The sequence below is a fragment of the Citrobacter sp. wls710 genome (assembly GCF_005281115.1).
Taxonomy (GTDB): Bacteria; Pseudomonadota; Gammaproteobacteria; order Enterobacterales; family Enterobacteriaceae; genus Citrobacter; species Citrobacter werkmanii.
The window spans coordinates 20,522-43,997 of the sequence record NZ_SZXD01000062.1; the positions used below are offsets into that span (position 1 = coordinate 20,522).

The 23,476-nt window shown below is 52.8% G+C and carries 28 protein-coding genes; 14 read left to right on the top strand and 14 right to left on the bottom strand.

Going from position 1 to position 23,476, the window contains the following annotated elements; translation table 11 throughout:
• Positions 1–11: 11 nt before the first annotated feature.
• Positions 12–1,232 (bottom strand): multidrug efflux MFS transporter MdtG, encoded by a 1,221-nt coding sequence (mdtG, locus tag FDX14_RS23755; protein ID WP_042309229.1) that lies wholly within the window; start codon positions 1,230–1,232, stop codon positions 12–14.
• Positions 1,233–1,386: 154 nt separating this feature from the next.
• Positions 1,387–2,307 (bottom strand): Kdo(2)-lipid IV(A) acyltransferase, encoded by a 921-nt coding sequence (locus FDX14_RS23760; protein WP_038639653.1) that lies wholly within the window; start codon positions 2,305–2,307, stop codon positions 1,387–1,389.
• A gap of 220 nt (positions 2,308–2,527) precedes the next feature.
• Here FDX14_RS23760 and trhO point away from each other — a divergent pair, with 220 nt between their 5' ends.
• The gene (trhO, locus tag FDX14_RS23765; RefSeq protein WP_079224684.1) at positions 2,528–3,580 is read left to right on the top strand and encodes an oxygen-dependent tRNA uridine(34) hydroxylase TrhO; all 1,053 of its coding nucleotides are present in this window, start codon (positions 2,528–2,530) and stop codon (positions 3,578–3,580) included.
• 47 nt (positions 3,581–3,627) lie between these two features.
• Here the strand turns inward: trhO and FDX14_RS23770 are convergent, their stop codons facing one another.
• From FDX14_RS23770 to mdtH, 9 genes are all read right to left on the bottom strand, one after another.
• Positions 3,628–4,203: a YceI family protein gene (locus FDX14_RS23770; protein ID WP_079224682.1), complete on the bottom strand. Its 576-nt coding sequence runs from the start codon at positions 4,201–4,203 to the stop codon at positions 3,628–3,630.
• 1 nt (position 4,204) lies between these two features.
• Positions 4,205–4,771, bottom strand: coding sequence for a cytochrome b (locus FDX14_RS23775; RefSeq protein WP_061381779.1), 567 nt, complete (start codon positions 4,769–4,771; stop codon positions 4,205–4,207).
• Positions 4,772–5,033: 262 nt separating this feature from the next.
• The gene (locus FDX14_RS23780; RefSeq protein WP_137350374.1) at positions 5,034–5,147 is read right to left on the bottom strand and encodes a YceO family protein; all 114 of its coding nucleotides are present in this window, start codon (positions 5,145–5,147) and stop codon (positions 5,034–5,036) included.
• A 54-nt stretch (positions 5,148–5,201) separates the two neighbouring features.
• A complete protein-coding gene (gene solA / locus FDX14_RS23785; protein ID WP_137350375.1) occupies positions 5,202–6,317 on the bottom strand; it encodes an N-methyl-L-tryptophan oxidase in 1,116 nt (371 codons plus the stop codon).
• A 114-nt stretch (positions 6,318–6,431) separates the two neighbouring features.
• A complete protein-coding gene (gene bssS, locus FDX14_RS23790) occupies positions 6,432–6,686 on the bottom strand; it encodes a biofilm formation regulator BssS (RefSeq protein WP_003036154.1) in 255 nt (84 codons plus the stop codon).
• A 341-nt stretch (positions 6,687–7,027) separates the two neighbouring features.
• A complete protein-coding gene (dinI, locus tag FDX14_RS23795; RefSeq protein WP_006685106.1) occupies positions 7,028–7,273 on the bottom strand; it encodes a DNA damage-inducible protein I in 246 nt (81 codons plus the stop codon).
• A gap of 65 nt (positions 7,274–7,338) precedes the next feature.
• On the bottom strand, positions 7,339–8,385 hold the full coding sequence (gene pyrC / locus FDX14_RS23800) for a dihydroorotase (protein WP_137350376.1): 1,047 nt from the start codon (positions 8,383–8,385) through the stop codon (positions 7,339–7,341).
• Positions 8,386–8,490: 105 nt separating this feature from the next.
• Entirely contained in the window at positions 8,491–9,051 is a 561-nt protein-coding gene (locus FDX14_RS23805; RefSeq protein WP_079224678.1) for a lipoprotein, read from the bottom strand.
• 114 nt (positions 9,052–9,165) lie between these two features.
• Positions 9,166–10,374 carry a multidrug efflux MFS transporter MdtH gene (mdtH, locus tag FDX14_RS23810; protein ID WP_038639676.1) on the bottom strand — a complete coding sequence of 403 codons (1,209 nt, stop codon included), beginning with the start codon at positions 10,372–10,374 and terminating at the stop codon, positions 9,166–9,168.
• Between the two features lie 259 nt (positions 10,375–10,633).
• Here mdtH and rimJ point away from each other — a divergent pair, with 259 nt between their 5' ends.
• From rimJ to murJ, 4 genes are all read left to right on the top strand, one after another.
• Positions 10,634–11,218, top strand: coding sequence for a ribosomal protein S5-alanine N-acetyltransferase (rimJ, locus tag FDX14_RS23815; protein WP_006685101.1), 585 nt, complete (start codon positions 10,634–10,636; stop codon positions 11,216–11,218).
• A 32-nt stretch (positions 11,219–11,250) separates the two neighbouring features.
• The gene (locus FDX14_RS23820; RefSeq protein ID WP_042309211.1) at positions 11,251–11,898 is read left to right on the top strand and encodes a YceH family protein; all 648 of its coding nucleotides are present in this window, start codon (positions 11,251–11,253) and stop codon (positions 11,896–11,898) included.
• Between the two features lies 1 nt (position 11,899).
• Positions 11,900–12,823, top strand: coding sequence for a Gfo/Idh/MocA family protein (locus FDX14_RS23825; protein ID WP_061381776.1), 924 nt, complete (start codon positions 11,900–11,902; stop codon positions 12,821–12,823).
• Positions 12,824–13,029: 206 nt separating this feature from the next.
• Positions 13,030–14,565 (top strand): murein biosynthesis integral membrane protein MurJ, encoded by a 1,536-nt coding sequence (gene murJ, locus FDX14_RS23830; protein ID WP_061381775.1) that lies wholly within the window; start codon positions 13,030–13,032, stop codon positions 14,563–14,565.
• An 83-nt stretch (positions 14,566–14,648) separates the two neighbouring features.
• Here murJ and flgN read toward each other — a convergent pair whose 3' ends face one another.
• From flgN to flgA, 3 genes are all read right to left on the bottom strand, one after another.
• A complete protein-coding gene (flgN, locus tag FDX14_RS23835) occupies positions 14,649–15,071 on the bottom strand; it encodes a flagella biosynthesis chaperone FlgN (RefSeq protein ID WP_069323314.1) in 423 nt (140 codons plus the stop codon).
• A 3-nt stretch (positions 15,072–15,074) separates the two neighbouring features.
• Complete coding sequence (gene flgM, locus FDX14_RS23840; RefSeq protein WP_042309206.1) at positions 15,075–15,368, bottom strand: flagellar biosynthesis anti-sigma factor FlgM; 294 nt, start codon at positions 15,366–15,368, stop codon at positions 15,075–15,077.
• 93 nt (positions 15,369–15,461) lie between these two features.
• The gene (flgA, locus tag FDX14_RS23845) at positions 15,462–16,121 is read right to left on the bottom strand and encodes a flagellar basal body P-ring formation chaperone FlgA (protein ID WP_042309340.1); all 660 of its coding nucleotides are present in this window, start codon (positions 16,119–16,121) and stop codon (positions 15,462–15,464) included.
• Positions 16,122–16,278: 157 nt separating this feature from the next.
• Between flgA and flgB the strand changes: the two genes are divergently transcribed.
• The 9 genes from flgB to flgJ are packed head-to-tail and all read left to right on the top strand — an operon-like array spanning position 16,279 to position 23,463.
• Positions 16,279–16,695 (top strand): flagellar basal body rod protein FlgB, encoded by a 417-nt coding sequence (gene flgB / locus FDX14_RS23850; protein WP_038639692.1) that lies wholly within the window; start codon positions 16,279–16,281, stop codon positions 16,693–16,695.
• A gap of 3 nt (positions 16,696–16,698) precedes the next feature.
• On the top strand, positions 16,699–17,103 hold the full coding sequence (gene flgC, locus FDX14_RS23855) for a flagellar basal body rod protein FlgC (protein ID WP_006685091.1): 405 nt from the start codon (positions 16,699–16,701) through the stop codon (positions 17,101–17,103).
• A gap of 11 nt (positions 17,104–17,114) precedes the next feature.
• The gene (flgD, locus tag FDX14_RS23860) at positions 17,115–17,813 is read left to right on the top strand and encodes a flagellar hook assembly protein FlgD (protein WP_042309204.1); all 699 of its coding nucleotides are present in this window, start codon (positions 17,115–17,117) and stop codon (positions 17,811–17,813) included.
• A 26-nt stretch (positions 17,814–17,839) separates the two neighbouring features.
• The gene (gene flgE, locus FDX14_RS23865; protein WP_042309201.1) at positions 17,840–19,075 is read left to right on the top strand and encodes a flagellar hook protein FlgE; all 1,236 of its coding nucleotides are present in this window, start codon (positions 17,840–17,842) and stop codon (positions 19,073–19,075) included.
• Positions 19,076–19,095: 20 nt separating this feature from the next.
• Entirely contained in the window at positions 19,096–19,851 is a 756-nt protein-coding gene (locus tag FDX14_RS23870; RefSeq protein WP_038639704.1) for a flagellar basal body rod protein FlgF, read from the top strand.
• A gap of 13 nt (positions 19,852–19,864) precedes the next feature.
• On the top strand, positions 19,865–20,647 hold the full coding sequence (gene flgG, locus FDX14_RS23875) for a flagellar basal-body rod protein FlgG (protein WP_006685087.1): 783 nt from the start codon (positions 19,865–19,867) through the stop codon (positions 20,645–20,647).
• A 57-nt stretch (positions 20,648–20,704) separates the two neighbouring features.
• Positions 20,705–21,403: a flagellar basal body L-ring protein FlgH gene (gene flgH, locus FDX14_RS23880; RefSeq protein WP_016152630.1), complete on the top strand. Its 699-nt coding sequence runs from the start codon at positions 20,705–20,707 to the stop codon at positions 21,401–21,403.
• Positions 21,404–21,436: 33 nt separating this feature from the next.
• A complete protein-coding gene (locus tag FDX14_RS23885) occupies positions 21,437–22,513 on the top strand; it encodes a flagellar basal body P-ring protein FlgI (protein WP_087857787.1) in 1,077 nt (358 codons plus the stop codon).
• Complete coding sequence (flgJ, locus tag FDX14_RS23890) at positions 22,513–23,463, top strand: flagellar assembly peptidoglycan hydrolase FlgJ (RefSeq protein ID WP_137350377.1); 951 nt, start codon at positions 22,513–22,515, stop codon at positions 23,461–23,463. Before FDX14_RS23885 ends, flgJ begins: the two co-directional genes overlap by 1 nt.
• Positions 23,464–23,476: the final 13 nt, after the last annotated feature.

A 23,476-nucleotide genomic window follows, 5' to 3' on the forward strand; every position in this document is an offset into this window, starting at 1 on the left:
ATATAGACAAATCATCCAGCGAGCTCAACGCTTCGGCGACGGCGCAGGCTATTCCACGAGTAGATCGCGTTAAACAGTACAACCCCCGCGGTCACGCAGAAAACCGCGCGAAAGCCGTAATTGGCGGATATTGCCGCCCCCATTAATGGTCCCGTTACGTTACCGATGTCGCGAAATGACTGGTTGTAACTGAAAATACGCCCGGCAACTTGATTGGTTGAGTTATAGACCAGCAGCGTTTGCACCGCCGGGAGCAGAGCGCCATCGGCAGCACCCAATAAAAAACGCAGAACGCCCAATTGCCAGGGCGTATGTACAAATGACATTGGAATCAGCAATAGCACGGAAATAATCAGTGCGACGATCAGGATCTTCTCCGGGCCAATCCGGTCACCGAGTTTGCCAAGCCTTGGGGCACTGATTAACGCCGCTACGCCGGGTACGGAGGCAATCATCCCACTAATGAACGCGATATTACTGACGTTTCCGGCTAATTCCCGCACGTATAACGTCAGGATTGGCGCAATGGAACCGGTCGCCACCTGAATGATTAAGGTGGTGACAAACAGGCTCAGCACCAATTTGGGATTTTTTAACGAGGCCACGACTTCACGTATGTGCAGCATCTCTTTCTTGCTTACCGGCTGAAAACGCTCGCGGATAAAAAATAGCGTCAGGATAAAACAGACCAGCAGTACGCTGGCGGTAATGAAGAATACGGGACGCAATCCATACTGGTCAGCGAGTAGTCCACCTGCCAGCGGCCCGAGCAGTGCGCCACTGACGCCGCCGGTAGAGAGCGTTCCCAGCGCCCAGCCGCTTTTATTGCGTGGAACCTGGGTGGCGATCAACGCATTGGCGTTGGGAATGAAACCGCCGAGCAGACCCAACAGCGCGCGCAAAACCAGGAACTGCCAGATATTTTGCGCCAGCCCCATCAGCAGCATCACAATAGCCATACCCAACGCGGAACGCAGCAGCATGATTTTTCGCCCTTTGCGGTCGGCAAGGCCACCCCAGAAAGGGGAGGCGATAGCTGAAAACAAAAAGGTGATGCTGAACACCAGACCTGACCACATGTTCAGGGCGCTATGGCCCGTGACGCCGAGACTCTCAACGTACAAGGGCAAAAAGGGCATGACCAGGCTAAATGCTGCGCCGGTTAAAAAACAACCCAACCAGGCAACGGTGAGGTTGCGTTTCCAGTTTATGGGGGCATCTGAGGGTGACATAACGATCCGCAGTGTGAGGCGCTGTATGCGCTATCGATTGAATATAAGTAAGCAGACTAATTATGCGCCCGGTTGATAGTTGCTGCAATGCGGATAGCAGTTAAACCTAAAGCGAGTAAGGAGGGGTTGCAGCCCACTGGACTGCAACCGCGTGTTAGTACAGGGAAGGGGCGCCTTCAGGACGAGTCTTGAAGCGACGATGCAGCCACATATACTGTTCTGGGGCCATCATGATGCATTGTTCAACGATCTTATTCATCCATGCAGCCGTGGTTTCCGCGTCGTCTAACGGCGGTGAACACTCTGGCGGTAGCATAATCAGTTGATACCCTTTACCGTCGGGCTTACGGCGAGGAACAAATGGCACCAGGCAGGCATTCGACATGCGTGAAAGCATCCAGGTCCCGGAGGTCGTAGCGGCCTGTTCAACGGCAAACAGCGGTACAAACACGCTGGCGCGAGGGCCGTAGTCATGATCCGGTGCGTACCAGACCACTTCGCCTTTTTTCAACGCTTTAATCATTCCTTTCAGGTCTTTACGATCAAGCATTGATTTATTAGAGCGCATGCGGCCCCAGGTCTGTAACCAGTCGAGCAGTGGGTTGTCATTAGGACGATACACACCGATACCTGGCTCCTGCAAACCAAACTGACGCGCACCCAGTTCCAGGGTCAGAAAGTGTAGGCCGACTAACAGGATCCCCCGCTTTTGCGCCTGAACGTCACGGATATGTTCCATACCAATCACTTCTGTCCAGCGTGAAATGCGCTTATCGGACCAAAACCAGGCCATCCCGGTTTCCATCACGCCCATGCCGACGGACTCGAAGTTCCTGACGACCATCTGCTGGCGTTCCTGCTCACTCATCTGCGGGAAGCACAGCTCCAGATTACGTGAAACGATTTTTGCCCGGCGTTTCATCAAACGTAACGCCAGACGACCTAATGCACAGCCCAACTTATAAAGTACCGGGTAGGGTAACTGCACGATTAACCAAAGGATGCCAATACCCAGCCAGGTTAACCAATAACGTGGATGCAGTAGTGCAGCCGAAAACTTGGGTAAATTCGTCATGTCTATCCTGTCTTCAAACGACCAATTCCCTGTATTGTCGCATTTTTTCGCGCGTATCAAAAATTTGTGACGGGAGAACGGTGATTAAATCGGCAATTGTTGTTGTGTTTTTATCGTGAAGTATGAAATGTAGCGTAAAATGTGTGGATGTAAATTGGCGATATTTGCTTTATGATGCCGCCGATTTTCATTTACTCCCAATTTGCAGGATACGTACACCATGCCAGTGTTACACAACCGCATTTCGAACGACGCGCTCAAAGCCAAAATGCTGGCCGAGACTGAGCCGCGCACGACGATCTCGTTTTATAAATATTTCACCATCGATGACCCGCAACATACGCGTGATGCGCTGTACCAACTGTTCACTGCGTTGAATGTGTTCGGGCGTGTATATCTTGCCCATGAAGGCATTAACGCGCAAATTAGCGTGCCGCAAAGCAACGTGGATGCATTCCGCCAACAGCTGTATGCGTTCGATCCTGCCCTGGATGGATTACGCCTTAATATCGCCCTGGACGATGACGGAAAATCATTCTGGGTGCTACGCATGAAAGTTCGCGAACGCATTGTGGCGGATGGGATTGATGATCCTGACTTTAACGCCAGCGACGTGGGTGACTACCTGAAGGCGGCTGAAGTGAACGCCATGTTGGACGACCCTGACGCGGTATTCATTGATATGCGCAACCACTATGAATATGAAGTGGGGCACTTCGAGAATGCGCTGGAGATCCCGGCAGACACGTTCCGTGACCAGTTGCCGAAAGCGGTTGAAATGATGCAGGAGCATAAAGATAAAAAGATCGTTATGTACTGCACGGGCGGGATCCGCTGTGAGAAGGCCAGCGCCTGGATGAAGCACAACGGATTTAGCAAAGTCTGGCACATTGAGGGGGGTATTATTGAATATGCCCGCAAGGCGCGTGAACAGGGGCTTCCGGTACGTTTCATCGGCAAAAATTTCGTTTTTGATGAGCGTATGGGCGAAAGGATCTCTGAAGATGTTATCGCGCATTGTCATCAGTGCGGAACCGCATGCGACAGCCACACTAATTGTAAAAATGATGGCTGCCATCTGCTGTTTATTCAGTGCCCGGCTTGCGCGCAGCAGTATAAAGGCTGCTGCAGTGAGCTGTGCTGCGAAGAGAGTGAGTTGCCAGAAGAAGAGCAACGACGTCGTCGCGCCGGGCGTGAAAATGGCAACAAAATCTTTAATAAATCCCGCGGTCGTCTGAATACCAAACTGGGTATTCCGGATCCCGCGCAATAAAATTTTGCCGGATGATGGCTGTCACCTCATCCGGCAACACTCATACGTTACTTCTGCTGCACACCTTCCACTGAGATGATTAAATCGACTTCCTGCGAAGCAGGGCCGAGATCGGTGGTGATGTTGAAGTCCTTCAGCTTAATTTTGCCTTGCGCTTCAAAACCGGCGCGCGTGCCACCCCATGGATCGCCACCCTGACCGATCAGTTTCGCATCCAGTGTAACCGGTTTGGTGACGCCGTTCAGGGTCAGATTACCGGTGATATCGAGGTCGTTCCCCTCTTTCTTCACGCTGGTGGAGCTAAAGGTCGCCTGCGGGAATTTGGCCACGTTAAGGAACTCTGCGCTGCGCAGGTGTTTGTCACGTTCGGCGTGATTGGTGTCAACACTGTTGGTGTTGATGGTGACGTTGACCTTATCGGCAGCAGGATTTTTTTCATCAAAGGTGAATGTACCGTCGAAATCTTTAAACGTGCCATACAACCAGCTGTAACCCAGGTGCTGAATACGGAAATTAACAAAGGCATGCTGTCCCTCTTTGTCAATTTTGTAATCTGCCGCCATGGCTGAGCCGGCCGTGAATAACAGAGAGGCGAGTGTCAATCCCAGCAGGTTTTTTTTCATTTTAAGCTCCATAGTCAGATGACGATTTTCCCAACATGCGCTTCAGGGTATCGTCGTGATCGATAAAGTGATGTTTCAGGGCCATAAGCCCATGAAGAAGCGATAAAACCACCACGCTCCATGCAAGCCACAGGTGCAAGCTGCCGGCAAGGTCGGCCTGAGCGCCCGCGTTGGCAAGAGTGGCGGGAATATCGAACCAACCAAATACGCTTATCGCTTTGCCATCTGCGGTCGAGATCAGATAACCGCTGATAACAATCGAAAAGAGCAGGGCGTACAGTGTAAGGTGGCCCATTGCCGCTGCGATGCGGGTTAAGCGGGAATAGCTTGTCAGCGCAGCAGGAGGAGGGGAGAACAACCGCCAGACAACGCGGATGACCAGCCCCATCATGAGCAGGATTCCGATGCTTTTATGCAGTTCAGGGGCCTGGTGATACCAGCCATCGTAATAGCTGAGCGTGACCATCCATAAACCCAACGCAAACATGCCATATACAGCAATCGCAACCAGCCAATGTAACGCGACTGACACCACGCCATAGCGCTGTGGACTATTAGTGTATTGCATAAGAACACCGCGAGATATTTCAGGAGTGAATAAAAATGGCGTGTAAAAGACATTAATGCAACTAATAAATAACAATGGTGATGATATTTATTTTTAAATCAATTAAATTGATTGAGTATGAACATAATCATCAAATGATTAGAGGGAATGTGCGAGGGGATGGCTTTATTACACGGTGCGAATGGGGTTTTTCTTGTTCAGTTTATTGCAATGAAAATTAAGTAAGCATCAGTTTTTGTCAATTAATGTCAGCGAGCTACGATCAGAAAAACATAATATATATCACATCCATCATTGCCAGCAGCGACCATAAAATAATGTAGAGCATAAGATGCTCACGAATATTATTTACCAGATAATGAAAGATGCGCCGCATCAATGTTATTCCTGTCATTAAAAATGGCCTCACCATGAGGCCATTAATGCATTATTACTTAAAGCGACTCAACCTGAATGGCGTCAGGTCAAAGGCTGGCGCTTTGTCCTGCGCAAAATCTGCTGCGATTTCCCCCAGTACGGAGGCAAACTTAAAGCCATGCCCGCTCAGTCCGGTGATGATCAGGGTATTGTCATGCTCAGGTAGCGTATCAATGATAAAGTCTTCATCCGGCGAATTATCGTAAGTGCAGGATGCGCCGTGCAGACAACAGCCAATGCCTGGCAGAACTGTACGCAGGAATGGGAAAGCTTCGGAGCCATCGCTGGCCACAGCGGCAAACGGCTTGCGCTCTTCGGCAGCGTGAATTACCTGTCCGCCATTGTGCTTACCAATTTTCAGTTCGTCGTTTTCTGCCGGAAAACCGTAGTACTGATCGCCATTTGGCAACTCGCCGGTAAAGGCCGGGAAGTTATTTTTAACGCTATAGCGGCCATCGGCCTGATACCATGCGAACACTTTGCGCACTGGCTGTATCGGCAGTTCCGGTACTAATGCCTGCACCCATGTCCCGGCACTGACCAGGGCTTTTTTGGCGTGGTAGTCACCGTCGGCGGTTTCTACCGTGACGCCATCATCACTATGATGAATAGCCGTGACCGGGCATTTAAACAGCTGTGCGCAGCCAGCTTCTTCAGCCAGGCGGATCCAGCTTTTAATCGCTAACTCACTACGCAAAAAGCCCGACTCAGCTTCAAACAGACCAATATAATTTTCAGGTACGCGAATCTCGGGCCAGCGAGCCATGATGGCGGCGGCATCAAGATGTTCGACGTTGAGTTGCCACTGTTTCGCGCTTTGCGCTGCGGTAGCTAAGAAGGTTGAATCAGCCGGACCTAGGTTGATCACACCGGAGCGAACAAAAATCGGTTCTTCATTTTGGGTCGAAAGTTCATCCCACAATGTCTGCGCGCGCAGCACTAGCGGAACGTATTTTTCACCTTCGCCATATGCATGACGAATTAATCGTGTGTCGCCGTGGTGGCTCCCCTGTTGATGCGGTGGCATATGCGCATCGATCATCAGAACGTTCAGACCGGCGCGAGTGGCATAGTATCCGGCTGCGGCACCCACGGAACCGCTGCCAATAATGATTAAGTCGTATTTCATCCGCTTCTCTCTGCAATCGCGATAGTAGCAGGGTAAATAACTGACCCGGAATATTCAACCTGGAAATAAGAAAGGCACCGTTAAGGTGCCTTTTGATGGTTGGATGTATCAGATTTAATGGCGCTGATACTCATTTACCTGGTAATCGCCGGATTCAATTTTGGCGATTCCTGCTTCTAATATCGAAATAAATTGCCTGGCAACATCAGTGGTTAACCAGAGCGTTTGTCCAACTTCAGTCCCATCCGGGTCCGGTCGATTCGGGGTCTGGTAGTGCAAACGCAGCATCAGCGCATCGTAGCTATCAACGGTGCTGATGTCCCATCCTACAAGCGGATGAGTCTGAATGACTTCATTATTCTTTTCCATCATGCCCCCTAATTCGTGTTACTAGACAACGGTTTTCGAGGTTCAATGCATTTTTTTTCTGAAGCAACTTCAGTATATCAATAAATAAGGGTATTCATTGAAAATTTAAAGAGGGCTGCGCATAAATTTTTGGTTTTCAGCGTTATCTGACTAATAAAACAACATGTCATTCATTTTTTTTTAGCAAGTTGCACAATTATTTTGTTGTTCTGGTTAAAAGATGACCAGGAAATTAATATTAAATTAAATGCCGGCAAGGTTGAATCTGCATTTGTTTTAAAAACTGTGCGTATAAAAAAGCCGGGGCGACCCGGCAAACAAACATCACTGCATATCATTATTTATTCGTTGATAAACCAGTCATCCGCGCTTTCCCAGGTCTCCTGCAGGATCTCGCTGATGCGTTCTTTATCCTCTTTGGTCGCGCCAATTACCGACAGATTGTTAGCCCCGGCATAACGGACAGTAACGTTACCTTCGTTATCCGGAAAATGATGATGAATACGACGGGAGAGTTCACCTGCCAGTGCGTCAATCGCACCGGCAGGCAAAGGTGAAGTTTTGGCAATAGTGACTTCAATACGCATAATAGCCCCCTGTTGAATATACTGTTTATTTATACAGTTATTCAAATCAGTTGGCTACACTTTTTTTAGCTTTTTACTGACCAGTGTACCATTTCGCCACCCAGGAAAGGCACCAGTGTGTCATCTGCCAGCGCAATGCTCTCCGGGACATGGTGCTCCACGCGTTCAAGCTCAATAAAAGTCTCATTCACCGGCAGACCATAGAATTGCGGACCATTGAGTGAGCAGAAGGCTTCAAAATGGCTCAGCGCATTCATCTCTTCAAATACGGTGGCATAGCTGCCCAGCGCGGTCGGGGCGTTAAAACACCCGGCACAGCCGCAACTGGATTCTTTGCGATGACGCGCATGTGGCGCTGAGTCGGTACCAAGGAATGCACGGCTAAATCCGCTGGCGACCAGTTCACGCAGCGCCTGTTGGTGGACGTTACGTTTAAGGATTGGCAGACAATACAGGTGCGGGCGAATGCCGCCGACCAGCATGTGGTTGCGGTTAAACATTAAATGCTGTGGCGTAATAGTGGCGGCGAGAAGCTCGTTACCGTCGCGCACATATTCGGCAGCATCTTTAGTGGTGATATGTTCAAACACCACTTTCAGCGCAGTCAAACGCTGACGCAGCGGTTCCATCACTGTCTCAATAAAGCGTGCTTCGCGATCGAAAATATCAATATCCGCATGCGTCACTTCACCATGCACCAACAGCGGCATACCCAATTTTTCCATCCGTTCCAGCACCGGCATGATGGCGTCAATAGAGGTTACGCCATGCGTTGAGTTGGTGGTGGCATTAGCCGGGTAGAGTTTCGCGGCGGTGAACACGCCTTCGTTGAAACCACGCTCCAGCTCATTGGGATCCAGCGTATCCGTTAAGTAGCAGGTCATTAAAGGTGTGAAGTCGTGTCCGGCAGGTACCGCGTCAAGAATGCGTTGGCGATAAGCGATAGCTGCATCTACTGTGGTGACGGGCGGTGCCAGGTTCGGCATGACAATGGCGCGGCCGTAAATTTCACTGGTATAGGGCACGACAGTTTTTAACATGTCGCCATCGCGAAAGTGAAGATGCCAGTCGTCTGGGCGGCGGATCTTTAAAACCTGGGATGGTGCAGTCATCAATATGCTCCGGCTGAGGATTGTCTTTTTTGCCGGAAACAAAGGATAAGCGGAAACGTTTTCGTTTGCACGAAAAAAAAGGGCGCATCAGCGCCCTCTGGTTTATTAGTCGGTGAAGGGGATAATGATTTCGCCCGGTTTCACTTCTATACCTTTCGCCAGTTTTTTCGCCAGCGCTTCACCCTGGCTGCTGTCATCCTGCAGAATGTAGGCAGGTTGTTGGTTAAAGTAATTACGCAGCGATTGGTTTAAATACGGCATCAGCGTTTGCAGTACCGACTGCATTTTTTCTGGTGTCACGGTCGCGTCCACGACTTCCATCTCTTGCAAATAAATCGCGCCTTTCTCTTTATTGAAGACCGGTAAGGCTTTGAGCTTCAGCTTCATGGTGGCTTTCTGACTGCCAAACAGGGAATTCATGTCCAGGTTGGCATCACCCGTCAGAGTCACTTTATTAGGCTCTTCACGCCCTATCTGACTGGCCAGATTGCTCAGTACGATGTGTGCTTCAGCAACGCCGGGCAAACCGATATCTTTTGAAAAGTTATTATGCTTCGCCAGCGCCTGATTAATCTCTTGCTCGCTAACCGTGTATTGCGTAAGTTGATTACAACCAACCAACAGGCCGCCGACAATCAGTGCAGCGGCAAAAAAAAGCTTTTTCATGGGGTTCCTCAACATGATGCTTGTGGCGTAATCGTGACACAAAGCATCATCGAGTACCAGCGCCCCGGGCACCAGCAGAAAAAACTGAAAAGTGCCCGAGCGTCGGATTAGCTATCAGGCGTCGGGTTCCAGCATGCCGCGCGTTGGGCGTTTGTGGCTGAATTGCCAGCCCAAAGCCAGGAAGGTGATGAAGCCGATAATACCGAGCATCATCCATGGCAATTCAGGCTGCGCCAGGGCTTTGCCCATATCAAACAGCCAGCCGCCGCCGACATAACCAATTGCGCCGCCGATGGCGAGGCCCAGTCGGCTGAAGCCCATGTAACTTCCTCGAGCCCGTGCATTGGCCAGCGAGGCGCTCAGGGTCTCACGCGCCGGTTCGGCGATGATCGAGCCAATATAGAAGGTGCAGATCAGCGTGAATAGCTGCTGTAGATTGCCGACCAGACCGATGGGCATCATGCTGAGAGACATTACCAGCAGACCGGCCATCAGGCGATGTTCAAGGCGAAAACGTTTTTCACTCCAGCGGGCAATCGGGTAGAGCAGCGTTAACGAGAGGCATGCTTCGATGGCATACATCCATTTCACCGCGGCAGGCGAGCCAGCGATGTCGTTCACCATGATTGGCAGCATTAACATCACCTGTACCGCCAGCATGTAATAACCCGCCAGCGTCAGAACATAGGTGACAAAACGTTTGTCATGCATCACGTGGCCCATCCCTTCGCGCACCGGAATTTTCACCGTCGACAATTTCCATGCCGGGAGTAGCCAGGCGTTAAACGCCGCGCACAGAACAAACAAAATGGCTCCTGTCGCGCAGACCAGGCGAAAATCGTACTGTAGCAGCCAACTGCCAAGTAATGCGCCAACCACGGCGCCTGCGCTATCCTGCATCATCAGGATAGAGAAAAAACGCCCGCGCTTTTCCGGGCGGATCAGTTTGACCACCAGCGCCGAGCGGGGAGGGTCGAACAGCGTGCCGCCCAATCCGGAGAGAAAACAGGAAAACCATAGCAGCCACGGCTCGTGGGCAATACCCATGGTGGCGAACCCGGCGGCGCGCATCAGCATACCGGTGACGATCATTGGTTTTGCGCCGAAACGGTCAGCAATAGCGCCGCCAAAAATACCCAGACCCTGCTGAATAAATTGACGCAATCCTAACGCGATCCCGACCATAACGGCAGCCCAGCCCATTTGGTCGACGAAGCGAATTGAGATCAGCGGGAAAACGACGAAGAAACCCAGCACGACCAGCATATTATCGATGAGAAGGAAGTATTTACCCAGGTTCCTTGCCTGCGAGACTTGCGACATTTCCCCTCCCGGGAAAAACTCGTCACTCTGGTTAGAGTTTAAAAGATAAGCACCTCCTATTCTGCGGTGTCGTCATCGCTTTTCCCACCCTTGGCGGGACAATATTTTTTTATCAAAAGTCCGTCTTGATAGAGAGTTTTCATCAAAATGTGTGAATAATTCAAAAAATGGCAATTTGCTCTTTTCAAAGGGCATATTTGCACAGGTATAGTATCGCGAATAGCGTATTGAAGACGTTACGGGAAGGAGTAGGTATAGAATGTTTGGCTATCGCAGTAACGTGCCAAAAGTGCGCTTAACCACGGACCGCCTGGTCGTGCGTTTGGTGCACGAGCGTGATGCCTGGCGTCTGGCAGATTATTACGCAGAAAATCGTCATTTCTTAAAACCCTGGGAACCTATTCGCGATGAAAGCCACTGTTATCCCTCCGGCTGGCAGGCGCGTCTGAGTATGATCTCTGAGTTTCATAAACAAGGCACCGCGTATTATTTTGCGCTGCTCGATCCGGAAGAAAAAGAGATTATCGGCGTCGCGAATTTCTCGAACGTAGTGCGGGGATCTTTCCACGCCTGTTATCTCGGCTATTCCATTGCGCAAAAGTGGCAGGGGCAGGGGCTGATGTACGAAGCCTTAACCTCGGCCATTCGTTATATGCAGCGCACGCAGCATATTCACCGCATTATGGCGAACTATATGCCACACAATAAACGTAGTGGTGACTTGCTGGCCCGACTGGGTTTTGAAAAAGAAGGGTATGCCAAAGATTACCTGCTGATTGACGGGCAGTGGCGTGATCACGTGCTGACGGCGTTGACCACATCAGAATGGACCCCTGGCCGCTAAGTTTCAGGTTAGCCTGAGTAATGGAGAAAACGATGAAATACGAATTAACCGCCACCGAAGCACGCGTGATTGGCTGTTTGTTAGAGAAACAGGTCACCACGCCGGAACAATACCCGCTTTCTGTCAATGGCGTCGTCACCGCCTGCAATCAAAAAACGAATCGTGAACCGGTGATGAATCTATCGGAATCGGAAGTGCAGGATCAGCTTGATAACCTGGTGAAGCGGCATTTTCTGCGTACGGTGAGCGGCTTTGGAAATCGCGTCACGAAATATGAGCAGCGTTTCTGCAACTCTGAATTTGGCAATCTGAAACTCAGTGCGGGCGAGGTGGCGCTGGTTACCACGCTGTTGCTGCGTGGCGCGCAAACGCCGGGCGAACTGCGAAGCCGTGCATCGCGAATGTACGAATTCAGCGATATGGCTGAAGTGGAGTCGACGCTGGAAAAACTGGCGACCCGTGAAGATGGTCCTTATGTGATCCGTCTGGCGCGCGAGCCGGGTAAACGTGAAAGTCGCTATATGCACCTGTTTTGCGGTGATGTTGATGAGCCCATCGCTGCGGCAGATGAACTCCCGGTTGCGTCTGGCGATCTGCAGGCGCGCGTTGAAGCCCTGGAAACAGAAGTCGCGGAACTTAAGCAGCGGCTGGATTCTTTGTTGGCGCACCTGGGAGACTAACGTGAATAAATTACGTATCGGCGTTGTCGGTCTGGGTGGCATTGCACAAAAAGCCTGGCTGCCCGTACTGGGCAGTTCCGCTGACTGGACGCTGCAAGGCGCGTTTTCGCCTTCGCAGGAAAAAGCGCTGCGTGTCTGTGAGACCTGGCGCATACCCTACGTTGACTCCCTGGTGAATCTGGCGAAAACCTGCGACGCGGTTTTCGTCCATTCCAGCACCGCGACGCACTTTGCGGTAGTCAGTGAACTCCTGAATGCCGGGGTCCATGTGTGTGTGGATAAACCGCTGGCGGAAAACCTGCGTGAGGCTGAACAACTGGTCGAGCTGGCCGCGCGGAAAAAACTGACGTTGATGGTCGGCTTTAACCGCCGATTTGCGCCACTGTATCAGGATCTTAAGGCGCATCTGGGCAATGCAGCGTCTGTACGTATGGATAAGCATCGTTCGGACAGCGTGGGACCGCATGACCTGCGTTTCACCCTGCTGGACGATTATCTGCACGTGGTCGATACCGCGCTGTGGCTGGCGGGCGGGAACGCGCAGTTAAATAGCGGCACTCTGCTGACTAATGACTCTGGCGCAATGCTTTATGCCGAGCACCATTTTTCTGTCGATCAGCTACAGATTACAACCAGCATGCATCGCCGGGCCGGTAGCCAGCGTGAGAGCGTTCAGGCGGTGACCGATGGGGGCCTGATTGACGTCACGGATATGCGGGAATGGCGGGAAGAACGCGGGCAAGGTGTTGTACACAAGCCGATAGCAGGCTGGCAAACGACCTTAGAACAGCGAGGTTTTGCCGGATGTGCGCGGCATTTCATTGAGTGTGTGCAAAATCAGACGGTTCCTCAGACGACAGGCGAGCAGGCGCTACTGGCCCAGCGTGTTGTCGAAAAGCTATGGCGGGAGGCGATGGCTGAATAACCCCCTGTAACAACTGGCGGTAGTAATTCATTGTAATCCAGGTACTATATGCCAACTCAAAATAACACCTCTTTTCAACCATAGGCTGGCTTGTAGGCCTGATAAGACGCTGCGGCGTCGCCATCAGGCACAGTGACATAGTGACATTGCCGGATGGCGATGTTGGTTATACGGGGATTTGCCTCAGGGTCTGGAATACAACATAGATGAATTTATTAAAGTCGCTGGCAGCCGTCAGCTCGATGACGATGTTTTCACGTGTGCTGGGTTTTGCGCGTGATGCGATTGTCGCCAGAATCTTTGGCGCAGGGATGGCGACCGATGCCTTTTTTGTGGCCTTCAAACTTCCAAACCTGCTGCGCCGAATTTTTGCTGAAGGCGCATTTTCTCAGGCGTTTGTGCCTATTCTGGCTGAATACAAAAGTAAGCAGGGTGAAGATGCTACCCGCGTGTTTGTTGCCTATGTATCCGGGCTGCTGACGCTGGCGCTGGCCGTGGTGACGGTTGCCGGGATGCTGGCTGCGCCGTGGGTGATTTTAGTCACTGCACCTGGGTTTGCCGACACCGCTGACAAATTTGCGTTGACTACCCAACTGCTGCGGATCACCTTTCCTTATATCCTGCTGATTTCACTGGCCTCGCTGGTCGGCGCAATCCTTAACACCTGGAACCGCTTTTCTATTCCGGCGTTTGCGCCGACCTTTTTGAATATCAGCATGATCGGTTTTGCGCTGTTTGCCGCGCCTTATTTTAATCCTCCGGTGCTGGCGCTGGCGTGGGCCGTGACCGTTGGTGGCGTGCTGCAGCTGGTTTATCAACTGCCACATCTGAAGAAAATTGGCATGCTGGTGCTGCCCCGCGTGAACTTCCGCGATGCGGGGGCGATGCGCGTCGTCAAGCAAATGGGGCCGGCGATACTCGGGGTTTCCGTCAGCCAGATTTCACTGATCATCAATACCATATTCGCCTCGTTTCTGGCCTCCGGCTCGGTTTCATGGATGTACTATGCCGATCGTCTGATGGAGTTTCCGTCCGGCGTGCTTGGCGTGGCGCTGGGGACCATTCTGCTGCCATCGCTGTCCAAAAGCTTTTCCAGCGGGAATCATGATGAGTATTGTCGTCTGATGGACTGGGGGCTGCGTCTGTGTTTTCTGCTGGCATTACCCAGCGCCGTGGCATTGGGCATTTTGGCTAAACCGCTGACGGTTTCTCTGTTCCAGTACGGTAAATTTACCGCCTTTGATGCCGCCATGACCCAGCGCGCGCTGGTGGCATACTCGGTCGGTTTGATTGGTTTGATCGTGGTGAAAGTTTTGGCCCCTGGCTTTTACTCGCGCCAGGATATTAAAACGCCGGTGAAAATTGCGATAGTGACGCTGATTATGACTCAGGTGATGAACCTGGCGTTTATCGGGCCGCTGAAGCATGCCGGGCTGTCGCTGTCGATTGGTCTGGCGGCATGTCTGAACGCTTCACTGCTTTACTGGCAACTGCGTAAACAGAAAATCTTTACCCCGCAACCGGGCTGGGCCTGGTTCCTGGCGCGTCTGGTGATTTCCGTACTGGTGATGTCAGCGGTGCTGTTCGGGATGCTCAATATTATGCCGGACTGGTCGCAGGGAACGATGTTGTGGCGTTTACTGCGTCTGATGGCCGTCGTGGTGGCTGGGATTGCAGCTTACTTCGCCGCACTTGCTGTGCTGGGCTTTAAAGTGAAAGAGTTTGTGCGCCGGACGGCGTAACAGACATTGCCGGATGGCGGCGTTACGCCGTATCCGGCCTGCAGAACGCGCTGGCCTGAAAGCTGCGAACGATCAGGCTGGCATTAAATAGAGAATTTTTTCCCGCCGCGGTGCGCAGCAGAGGTTTGACCGTTTGCGCCATACAGCGCCGGTTCCTGGTGCGGTTTCAGCACTTGAATCGCTTGTTGATTACGCTCAATCTGCCCTTCCAGCAGCCAACCGTTGTGCTGGTTGAGGTCACGCAAATGCTGCGTTTTTTGGGTGATCGTCTGCCAGCGTTCAGCAATCTCATCGTTGGCGCTGCGCGTGGCGTCATGCTCCAGACGGCGCTGCTGCTCCAGATAATCAAGGGTTGCCAGCAAAGAGCTTTTTTCTTCTGTAATACGCTGTAGCTGGCTGCCGTTGATATATCCTGCGGAAAGCTGCTGCTGCTCAGCATCCATTACCGTTTTCAGGTCATTGAGGACGGTTGTCATCTGATCAAGTATTTCTGACAAACGAGTCATACTTTATTTACTCTGTAAGTAGCTCTGTGCCTCGCGAATAAGCGAGTCGGCAATTTTTCCGGTATCCATTTTCAACTCACCGTTACGGATCGCAGTTTTCAATGCTTCGACGCGTTCCATATTGATGTCATTGGTGCCGGGCTGCATCAGTTTGGCCTGGGCGTCGCTCAGCATGACGCTGGTGCTGTTTGTCGCGGTGGTTTTTTCCTTCCGCGCTTTTTGTACCGGCGCATCGCTGGTTTCACGTGGCTGAACGGTACTGACTGGCTTCAATGGTGAGGTACGATCAATGCTCATTTTGTTTATCCTCATCGAGGGGTTACGCTATAGCGGCCCGCTGTAATCATTGGTTGTTTATCTATCGGCACACGCTAAAAAATCTTTAACCTATTATAGGTTAATAAGAATATTCCCATCAGAATCGACGATGCCGCTCACCACCTGGCCTGAAATCATCCGCACTCGCGCATTCTGTGCGACGGCGGCATTATTCAGCGCTTTACCTTCGGCATTCACCCGAAAACCATCGCCGTTGGCGATAACCAGTACGCGTTGACCGGCTTTGATCCGCCAGGCCTGGCGCAACATTGAAAGCTGTATCGGCTGACCTGGAACGAGATCGCGTAGACTCACCGCGTCCTGCACCTGATTCAAATCTAACACGGCGCGCGGCGGCAGTTGGTCCAGCCGACCTCGCTTTAACGTCACGCTGGCCGAGGTCAGCGCGCTGCCCCGAGCGACGGGCGCGGCGGCAACCACGTAGTTTCCCGTGGCCTGCACATTCACCTGCAGATAACGTTTCTCGTTGGCGCAGCGGGCCAGCACGTTCACATTCCCCCACAGTTTCGCGTTGCCTGACACGCTTAATGCGGGTTGTTCGCAGCTGGGCAGTAGGTTAGGCGACGTACGGATAGTGACGACCACCTCATCGCTAAATCCGGCCAGACGTTGGGAAAACCATGTCGTCAGCTGTGAATTCAGGTCTTGCGCCAGCGTCATAGGGCTGAACAGCAGTGCTGCCACAACTATTCCACGTTTAAACGTTTGCATCAAAACCTCGCGCTTTTTCAGGTAGTGGCAGGATTTTACCTGTGTGACGCAGTCATCAACGCAACAAATAGCGACGCATTTTGCGTTTATTCCGGCGATAACGCGCGCGTAATGGGATTTAAGCTGTCGGCTGAATTTTGTCATTTGCGGAGGAGATATGCTCGATAAGCTCGACGCCGCCTTACGTTTTCAACAGGAAGCGCTGAATTTGCGCGCCCAGCGCCAGGAAATATTGGCCGCCAACATTGCCAATGCCGACACGCCGGGGTATCAGGCGCGCGACCTGGATTTCGCCAGTGAATTGAAAAAAGTCATGGTGCGTGGACGGGAACAAACCGGCGGCGTCTCGTTGACGCTGACCTCTGCACAACATATTCCGGCCCAAACCGCTTCTGCTCCCGCTACGGAATTGCTCTATCGCATTCCTGACCAGCCGTCTCTGGATGGCAATACGGTGGATATGGACCGGGAGCGTACGCAATTTGCCGACAACAGTCTCAAATATCAAATGGGGCTGACCGCGCTGGGTGGACAAATCAAAGGCATGATGAATGTGCTGCAAGGAGGGAACTAATTCGTGGCGCTGTTAAATATTTTTGATATCGCAGGCTCTGCGCTGACGGCGCAGTCTAAGCGCCTGAACGTGGCGGCCAGCAACATGGCGAATGCGGATAGCGTTACCGGACCCGACGGTCAGCCGTATCGCGCCAAGCAGGTTGTTTTTCAGGTTGATGCCGCGCCAGGTGCAGCTACAGGCGGCGTAAAAGTGGCTGACGTTATCGAAAGCCAGGCGCCGGATAAGCTGGTCTATGAGCCGGGTAACCCGCTGGCCGATGCGAACGGCTACGTAAAAATGCCGAATGTGGACGTCGTCGGCGAGATGGTTAACACCATGTCAGCCTCGCGTAGCTACCAGGCAAACGTCGAAGTGCTCAACACCGTGAAAAGCTTGATGCTCAAAACGCTTACGTTAGGCCAGTAAAGGAGGCGCATATGTCTATTGCTGTAACCATGAATGACCCGAGCAATACAGGCGTTAAAGCCGCCACCGGGAATAGCTCCCTGACGGGCAGTAATGCCGCTGACCTGCAAAGCAGTTTTCTGACGCTGCTGGTCGCACAGTTGAAAAACCAGGACCCAACCAATCCGCTGCAAAACAACGAACTGACCACCCAACTGGCGCAAATCAGTACCGTAAGTGGGATTGAGAAACTGAACACCACGCTGGGGTCTATTTCCGGGCAGATCGATAACAGTCAGTCGCTGCAGGCCAGTACGCTGATTGGTCACGGCGTAATGATCCCCGGCACCACCATCCTGACCGGTAAAGGTACGGAAGAGGGTGCGAAAACGACCACGACGCCGTTTGGCGTTGAGCTGCAACAGCCGGCAGATAAGGTCACCGCAACGATTACCGATAAAGACGGCAAAGTGATACGCACTATTGATATCGGCGGCTTGAAAGCCGGTGTTCATACCTTTACCTGGGACGGCACCATGACCGATGGCACGGATGCGCCAAGCGGTTCTTATAACGTCTCAATTGCTGCCAGCAATGGCGGAACGCAACTGGTGGCGCAGCCGCTTCAGTTTGCGCTGGTGCAGGGTGTTATTCGCAGTAACGGCGGTAATACGCTGGACCTGGGCACCTATGGAACCACCACCCTCGACGAAGTACGGCAAATAATCTAAGCCCACACACTTATCAGGAGTAAGTCATGGCCTTTTCTCAAGCGGTCAGCGGTCTGAACGCTGCAGCGACCAACCTCGATGTCATTGGTAATAACATCGCCAACTCCGCTACCTACGGTTTTAAATCTGGTACGGCTTCTTTTGCCGATATGTTCGCCGGTTCTAAAGTGGGACTGGGGGTTAAAGTTGCGGGTATTACCCAGGATTTTACCGATGGTACTACCACCAACACCGGACGCGGACTGGATGTGGCTATCAGCCAGAACGGATTTTTCCGCATGGTAGACAGCAACGGCTCTGTATTCTACAGCCGTAACGGTCAGTTCAAGCTCGATGAAAACCGCAATATCGTCAACATGCAGGGGCTGCAACTGACAGGTTATCCTGCTACCGGTACACCGCCGACAATACAGCAAGGTGCTAACCCGGCGCCGATCACTATTCCGAATACGCTGATGGCGGCGAAAACCACGACTACCGCGTCAATGCAGATCAACCTGAACTCCACTGACAAGGTGCCAACCAAAACTCCGTTTAGTCCAAGCGACGCGGACTCCTACAACAAAAAAGGCACCGTTACCGTTTTCGATAGCCAGGGTAACGCCCATGACATGAACATTTTTTATGTCAAAAACGCAGAGAGCAACACCTGGGAAATTCATACTCAGGATGCTTCAACTGGCGAAGCTGCAAAACCAGCCGGGTTTATGAAGTTTAACAACAATGGTGCGTTTTTAGGGATTAGCGCCACGGCAACTGGTACGCCAGGAGCAACGGACATCAACATCGAAACAGGGCAGATTAACGGTGCAGATACCGCAAAATTCTCCCTGAGCTTCCTGAACTCCATGCAGCAGAACACCGGCGCCAACAACATCGTCGCCACGAATCAGAACGGCTACAAGCCGGGCGATCTGGTCAGCTATCAGATTAACAATGACGGTACCGTGGTCGGTAATTACTCCAACGAACAGCAACAGGTACTGGGCCAGATCGTGCTGGCAAACTTTGCCAACAACGAGGGGCTGGCGTCTCAGGGCGACAACGTCTGGGCTGCTACACAGGCTTCTGGCGTGGCGCTGCTGGGTACCGCAGGCGAAGGTAACTTCGGCAAACTGACCAACGGTGCGCTGGAAGCATCAAACGTGGATTTGAGTAAAGAACTGGTGAATATGATCGTCGCTCAGCGTAACTATCAGTCGAACGCGCAGACTATCAAAACCCAGGATCAGATCCTCAACACGCTGGTCAACCTGCGCTAAGCGCCTGACGGGATGGCTTAATGGATCACGCAATTTATACCGCTATGGGCGCGGCCAGTCAGACGCTGAATCAACAGGCGGTGACGGCCAGCAACCTGGCAAACGCCTCCACGCCAGGGTTTCGTGCGCAGCTCAATGCGCTGCGTGCGGTTCCTGTAGAAGGATTGTCTTTACCGACGCGTACGCTGGTAGTGGCCTCCACGCCAGGGGCCGACATGACGCCGGGCCAGATGGACTATACCTCCCGCCCGCTGGACGTGGCGTTGCAACAGGACGGCTGGTTGGCTGTCCAGACCGCGGACGGTAGCGAAGGGTATACCCGTAATGGTGCCATTCAGGTAAGCCCTACGGGTGAACTGACTATTCAGGGGCATCCGGTAATCGGTGAAGCCGGGCCGATAGCCGTACCGGAAGGTTCCGAAGTCACCATTGCGGCTGACGGGACGATCTCGGCGCTTAACCCTGGCGATCCGGCCAATACGGTTGCGCCTGTTGGGCGTTTGAAACTGGTCAAGGCGACGGGGAATGAAGTGCAACGTGGTGATGACGGTATGTTTCGTCTGACCCAGGCCGCGCAGGCTACCCGTGGTGCGACGTTACAGGCCGACCCCAGCATTCGCGTTATGTCGGGCGTGCTGGAAGGCAGTAACGTTAAGCCGGTTGCCGCGATGAGCGACATGATCGCCAACGCTCGCCGTTTCGAAATGCAAATGAAGATTATCAGTAGCGTGGATGATAACGCGGGCCGCGCCAACCAACTGCTGTCGATGAGTTAACACAGGACATTTTATGATCAGTTCATTATGGATCGCCAAAACCGGCCTGGATGCGCAGCAAACCAACATGGATGTGATTGCCAACAACCTGGCAAACGTCAGCACCAACGGATTTAAGCGCCAACGTGCGGTGTTTGAAGATCTGTTGTATCAGACGATTCGCCAGCCTGGCGCCCAGTCTTCTGAACAAACAACACTGCCTTCCGGTTTGCAGATTGGTACCGGTGTGCGTCCGGTGGCAACCGAGCGTTTACACAGCCAGGGTAACCTGTCGCAAACCAATAACAGTAAAGATGTGGCGATTAAAGGCCAGGGCTTTTTCCAGGTCATGCTGCCTGATGGTACGTCAGCTTATACCCGTGACGGTTCTTTCCAGGTGGATCAGAACGGTCAACTGGTGACCGCGGGTGGTTTTCAGGTTCAGCCTGCCATCACTATCCCGGCTAACGCGCTCAGCATCACCATTGGACGTGACGGGATAGTCAGTGTGACCCAACAGGGTCAGGCTGCGCCTGTTCAGGTCGGGCAGCTTAACCTGACCACCTTTATGAACGACACCGGCCTGGAAAGTATTGGTGAGAATCTGTACACCGAAACGCAGTCATCCGGCGCGCCAAATGAGAGTACACCGGGGCTGAACGGCGCGGGTCTGCTGTACCAAGGGTATGTTGAAACCTCTAACGTCAACGTGGCGGAAGAGCTGGTAAACATGATCCAGGTTCAGCGCGCTTACGAAATCAACAGTAAAGCGGTATCGACTACCGATCAGATGCTGCAAAAACTGACGCAACTCTAAAGTGGGGTCCGGTGGGTTGAGAGCCTCACCGGCACACGGATTTTGAAGATGACCGCAATGCGAAAATACGCGCTTCACCCATACCCAATTTTAGCCCTGCTGGTGGTTTCACTGACAGGGTGCGCCTGGATCCCAGCCACGCCGCTCGTGCAGGGCGCGACGTCTGCTCAACCCGTTCCAGGCCCGACGCCGGTGGCGAATGGCTCAATCTTCCAGTCGGCGCAGCCGATTAACTACGGTTATCAGCCGCTCTTCGAAGACCGCCGTCCGCGCAATATTGGCGATACGCTGACCATCGTATTGCAGGAAAACGTCAGCGCGAGCAAAAGTTCCTCGGCAAACGCCAGCCGCGACGGCAAGACCAACTTTGGTTTTGATACAGTACCGCGCTACCTGCAAGGGCTGTTTGGTAACGAACGTGCCGACGTAGAAGCCTCCGGTGGGAACACCTTTAACGGTAAAGGCGGCGCGAACGCCAGCAATACCTTCAGCGGTACGTTGACCGTGACGGTCGATCAGGTACTGGTGAATGGCAATTTACATGTCGTGGGTGAAAAACAGATCGCCATTAATCAGGGCACTGAGTTCATTCGCTTCTCCGGGGTTGTTAACCCACGCACCATCAGTGGCAGCAACTCCGTACCGTCAACTCAGGTTGCGGATGCGCGTATTGAGTACGTCGGCAACGGCTACATCAATGAAGCGCAAAATATGGGCTGGTTGCAGCGTTTCTTCCTTAACTTGTCGCCGATGTAAGCGAGGTACCCGGTGTTTAAATCTCTTGTTGGAATGGTACTGGTACTGGCAACCGCCTTTGCGCATGCCGACCGTATTCGTGACCTGACCAGCGTGCAGGGCGTGCGGGAAAACTCGTTGATAGGTTACGGGCTGGTGGTCGGGCTGGATGGTACTGGTGACCAGACCACACAGACGCCGTTTACGACGCAAACGCTCAATAACATGCTGTCGCAGTTGGGGATCACCGTACCAACCGGCACCAATATGCAGCTGAAAAACGTGGCGGCGGTGATGGTTACCGCGCAGTTCCCAGCTTTTGGTCGCCAGGGGCAAACCATTGACGTGGTGGTCTCTTCCATGGGTAACGCCAAAAGCCTGCGCGGCGGCACGCTGCTGATGACCCCGCTGAAAGGGGTCGATAGTCAGGTATATGCCTTGGCGCAGGGGAATATTCTGGTTGGCGGTGCGGGCGCGGCTGCGGGTGGCAGTAGCGTGCAGGTTAACCAGCTCAATGGTGGACGCATCACCAATGGCGCGACCATCGAACGTGAGTTGCCCAGCCAGTTCGGCGGTGGCAACACCATTAATCTGCAGCTCAATAATGAAGATTTTACTATGGCGCAGCAGATTACCGACACCATTAACCGCTCGCGTGGCTTTGGTAGTGCAACGGCGCTGGATGCCAGGACCATACAAGTGCGTGTGCCAAGCGGCAACAGTTCGCAGGTACGTTTCCTTGCCGACATCCAGAATATGGAGGTGAACGTCACGCCGCAGGACGCGAAAGTCATTATCAACTCGCGTACGGGATCTGTGGTCATGAACCGTGAAGTCACGCTGGATAGCTGTGCCGTGGCGCAGGGTAACTTGTCGATTACGGTAAACCGCCAGGCAAACGTCAGCCAGCCGGATACGCCGTTTGGCGGCGGACAGACCGTGGTGACGCCACAAACGCAGATCGATCTGCGCCAAAGCGGCGGCTCGCTGCAAAGCGTACGTTCCAGCGCCAATCTGAACAACGTCGTGCGCGCGCTGAATGCGCTGGGGGCGACGCCGATGGATCTGATGTCCATTCTGCAATCGATGCAGAGCGCGGGTTGCTTACGCGCCAAACTGGAAATCATCTGATGATTGGTGACAGCAAACTGCTGACCAGCGCCGCCTGGGATGCGCAAGCACTGAACGAACTGAAAGCGAAAGCTGGTCAGGATCCGGCGGCGAATATTCGCCCCGTGGCCCGTCAGGTTGAAGGGATGTTCGTACAGATGATGCTGAAAAGCATGCGTGAAGCGTTGCCGAAAGATGGCGTGTTTAGCAGCGATTCAACGCGTTTGTATACCAGCATGTATGACCAACAAATTGCGCAGCAGATGACCGCAGGTAAAGGTCTGGGACTGGCTGAAATGATGGTTAAGCAGATGACGCAAGGGCAAGCGCAACCTGCTGATGATGTGCCACAGGTGCCGATGAAGTTCCCGCTGGAAACGGTGACCAGTTATCAAAACCAGGCGCTGACGCAACTGGTACGCAAAGCCATCCCGAGGGCGACGGAAAGTAATGATGAGCCGCTATCGGGCGACAGTAAAGACTTCCTCGCTCAGCTGTCGCTGCCGGCAAAACTGGCGAGTCAGCAAAGCGGCGTTCCGCATCATCTGATTCTGGCGCAGGCGGCGCTGGAGTCCGGATGGGGCCAGCGGCAAATTCGCCGGGAAAACGGCGAACCGAGCTTCAACATTTTTGGCGTGAAGGCTTCGGGAAGCTGGAAGGGACCAACAACCGAAATCACCACCACCGAATATGAAAACGGCGAGGCGAAAAAGGTGAAAGCCAGATTCCGCGTCTATAGCTCTTACCTTGAGGCGCTGTCGGATTATGTCGGGCTGATTTCCCGTAACCCGCGCTATGCGGCGGTGACCGCAGCCGCAACCGCTGAGCAAGGGGCGCAGGCCCTGCAAAATGCCGGTTACGCTACCGACCCTAACTATGCGAAGAAATTAACCAGCATGATCCAGCAGTTGAAATCGATGAGTGAAAAGGTGAGCAAAACTTACAGCACCAACATCGATAATCTCTTTTAAATAGCTCAAGTCT

Excerpts from the sequence above, each read along its gene's own strand:
- flgB (WP_038639692.1), top strand. The coding sequence starts at position 16,279 with ATGCTCGATAAGCTCGACGCCGCCTTACGTTTTCAACAGGAAGCGCTG.
- flgE (WP_042309201.1), top strand. The coding sequence starts at position 17,840 with ATGGCCTTTTCTCAAGCGGTCAGCGGTCTGAACGCTGCAGCGACCAAC.
- FDX14_RS23775 (WP_061381779.1), bottom strand. The coding sequence starts at position 4,771 with ATGCAATACACTAATAGTCCACAGCGCTATGGCGTGGTGTCAGTCGCG.
- flgH (WP_016152630.1), top strand. The coding sequence starts at position 20,705 with ATGCGAAAATACGCGCTTCACCCATACCCAATTTTAGCCCTGCTGGTG.
- flgA (WP_042309340.1), bottom strand. The coding sequence starts at position 16,121 with ATGCAAACGTTTAAACGTGGAATAGTTGTGGCAGCACTGCTGTTCAGC.
- FDX14_RS23820 (WP_042309211.1), top strand. The coding sequence starts at position 11,251 with ATGAAATACGAATTAACCGCCACCGAAGCACGCGTGATTGGCTGTTTG.
- solA (WP_137350375.1), bottom strand. The coding sequence starts at position 6,317 with ATGAAATACGACTTAATCATTATTGGCAGCGGTTCCGTGGGTGCCGCA.
- murJ (WP_061381775.1), top strand. The coding sequence starts at position 13,030 with ATGAATTTATTAAAGTCGCTGGCAGCCGTCAGCTCGATGACGATGTTT.
- FDX14_RS23770 (WP_079224682.1), bottom strand. The coding sequence starts at position 4,203 with ATGAAAAAAAACCTGCTGGGATTGACACTCGCCTCTCTGTTATTCACG.
- dinI (WP_006685106.1), bottom strand. The coding sequence starts at position 7,273 with ATGCGTATTGAAGTCACTATTGCCAAAACTTCACCTTTGCCTGCCGGT.
- flgG (WP_006685087.1), top strand. The coding sequence starts at position 19,865 with ATGATCAGTTCATTATGGATCGCCAAAACCGGCCTGGATGCGCAGCAA.
- FDX14_RS23780 (WP_137350374.1), bottom strand. The coding sequence starts at position 5,147 with ATGCGGCGCATCTTTCATTATCTGGTAAATAATATTCGTGAGCATCTT.
- flgM (WP_042309206.1), bottom strand. The coding sequence starts at position 15,368 with ATGAGCATTGATCGTACCTCACCATTGAAGCCAGTCAGTACCGTTCAG.
- FDX14_RS23760 (WP_038639653.1), bottom strand. The coding sequence starts at position 2,307 with ATGACGAATTTACCCAAGTTTTCGGCTGCACTACTGCATCCACGTTAT.
- mdtG (WP_042309229.1), bottom strand. The coding sequence starts at position 1,232 with ATGTCACCCTCAGATGCCCCCATAAACTGGAAACGCAACCTCACCGTT.
- flgJ (WP_137350377.1), top strand. The coding sequence starts at position 22,513 with ATGATTGGTGACAGCAAACTGCTGACCAGCGCCGCCTGGGATGCGCAA.
- rimJ (WP_006685101.1), top strand. The coding sequence starts at position 10,634 with ATGTTTGGCTATCGCAGTAACGTGCCAAAAGTGCGCTTAACCACGGAC.
- mdtH (WP_038639676.1), bottom strand. The coding sequence starts at position 10,374 with ATGTCGCAAGTCTCGCAGGCAAGGAACCTGGGTAAATACTTCCTTCTC.
- pyrC (WP_137350376.1), bottom strand. The coding sequence starts at position 8,385 with ATGACTGCACCATCCCAGGTTTTAAAGATCCGCCGCCCAGACGACTGG.
- FDX14_RS23870 (WP_038639704.1), top strand. The coding sequence starts at position 19,096 with ATGGATCACGCAATTTATACCGCTATGGGCGCGGCCAGTCAGACGCTG.
- bssS (WP_003036154.1), bottom strand. The coding sequence starts at position 6,686 with ATGGAAAAGAATAATGAAGTCATTCAGACTCATCCGCTTGTAGGATGG.
- trhO (WP_079224684.1), top strand. The coding sequence starts at position 2,528 with ATGCCAGTGTTACACAACCGCATTTCGAACGACGCGCTCAAAGCCAAA.
- FDX14_RS23885 (WP_087857787.1), top strand. The coding sequence starts at position 21,437 with ATGGTACTGGTACTGGCAACCGCCTTTGCGCATGCCGACCGTATTCGT.
- flgD (WP_042309204.1), top strand. The coding sequence starts at position 17,115 with ATGTCTATTGCTGTAACCATGAATGACCCGAGCAATACAGGCGTTAAA.
- FDX14_RS23805 (WP_079224678.1), bottom strand. The coding sequence starts at position 9,051 with ATGAAAAAGCTTTTTTTTGCCGCTGCACTGATTGTCGGCGGCCTGTTG.
- flgN (WP_069323314.1), bottom strand. The coding sequence starts at position 15,071 with ATGACTCGTTTGTCAGAAATACTTGATCAGATGACAACCGTCCTCAAT.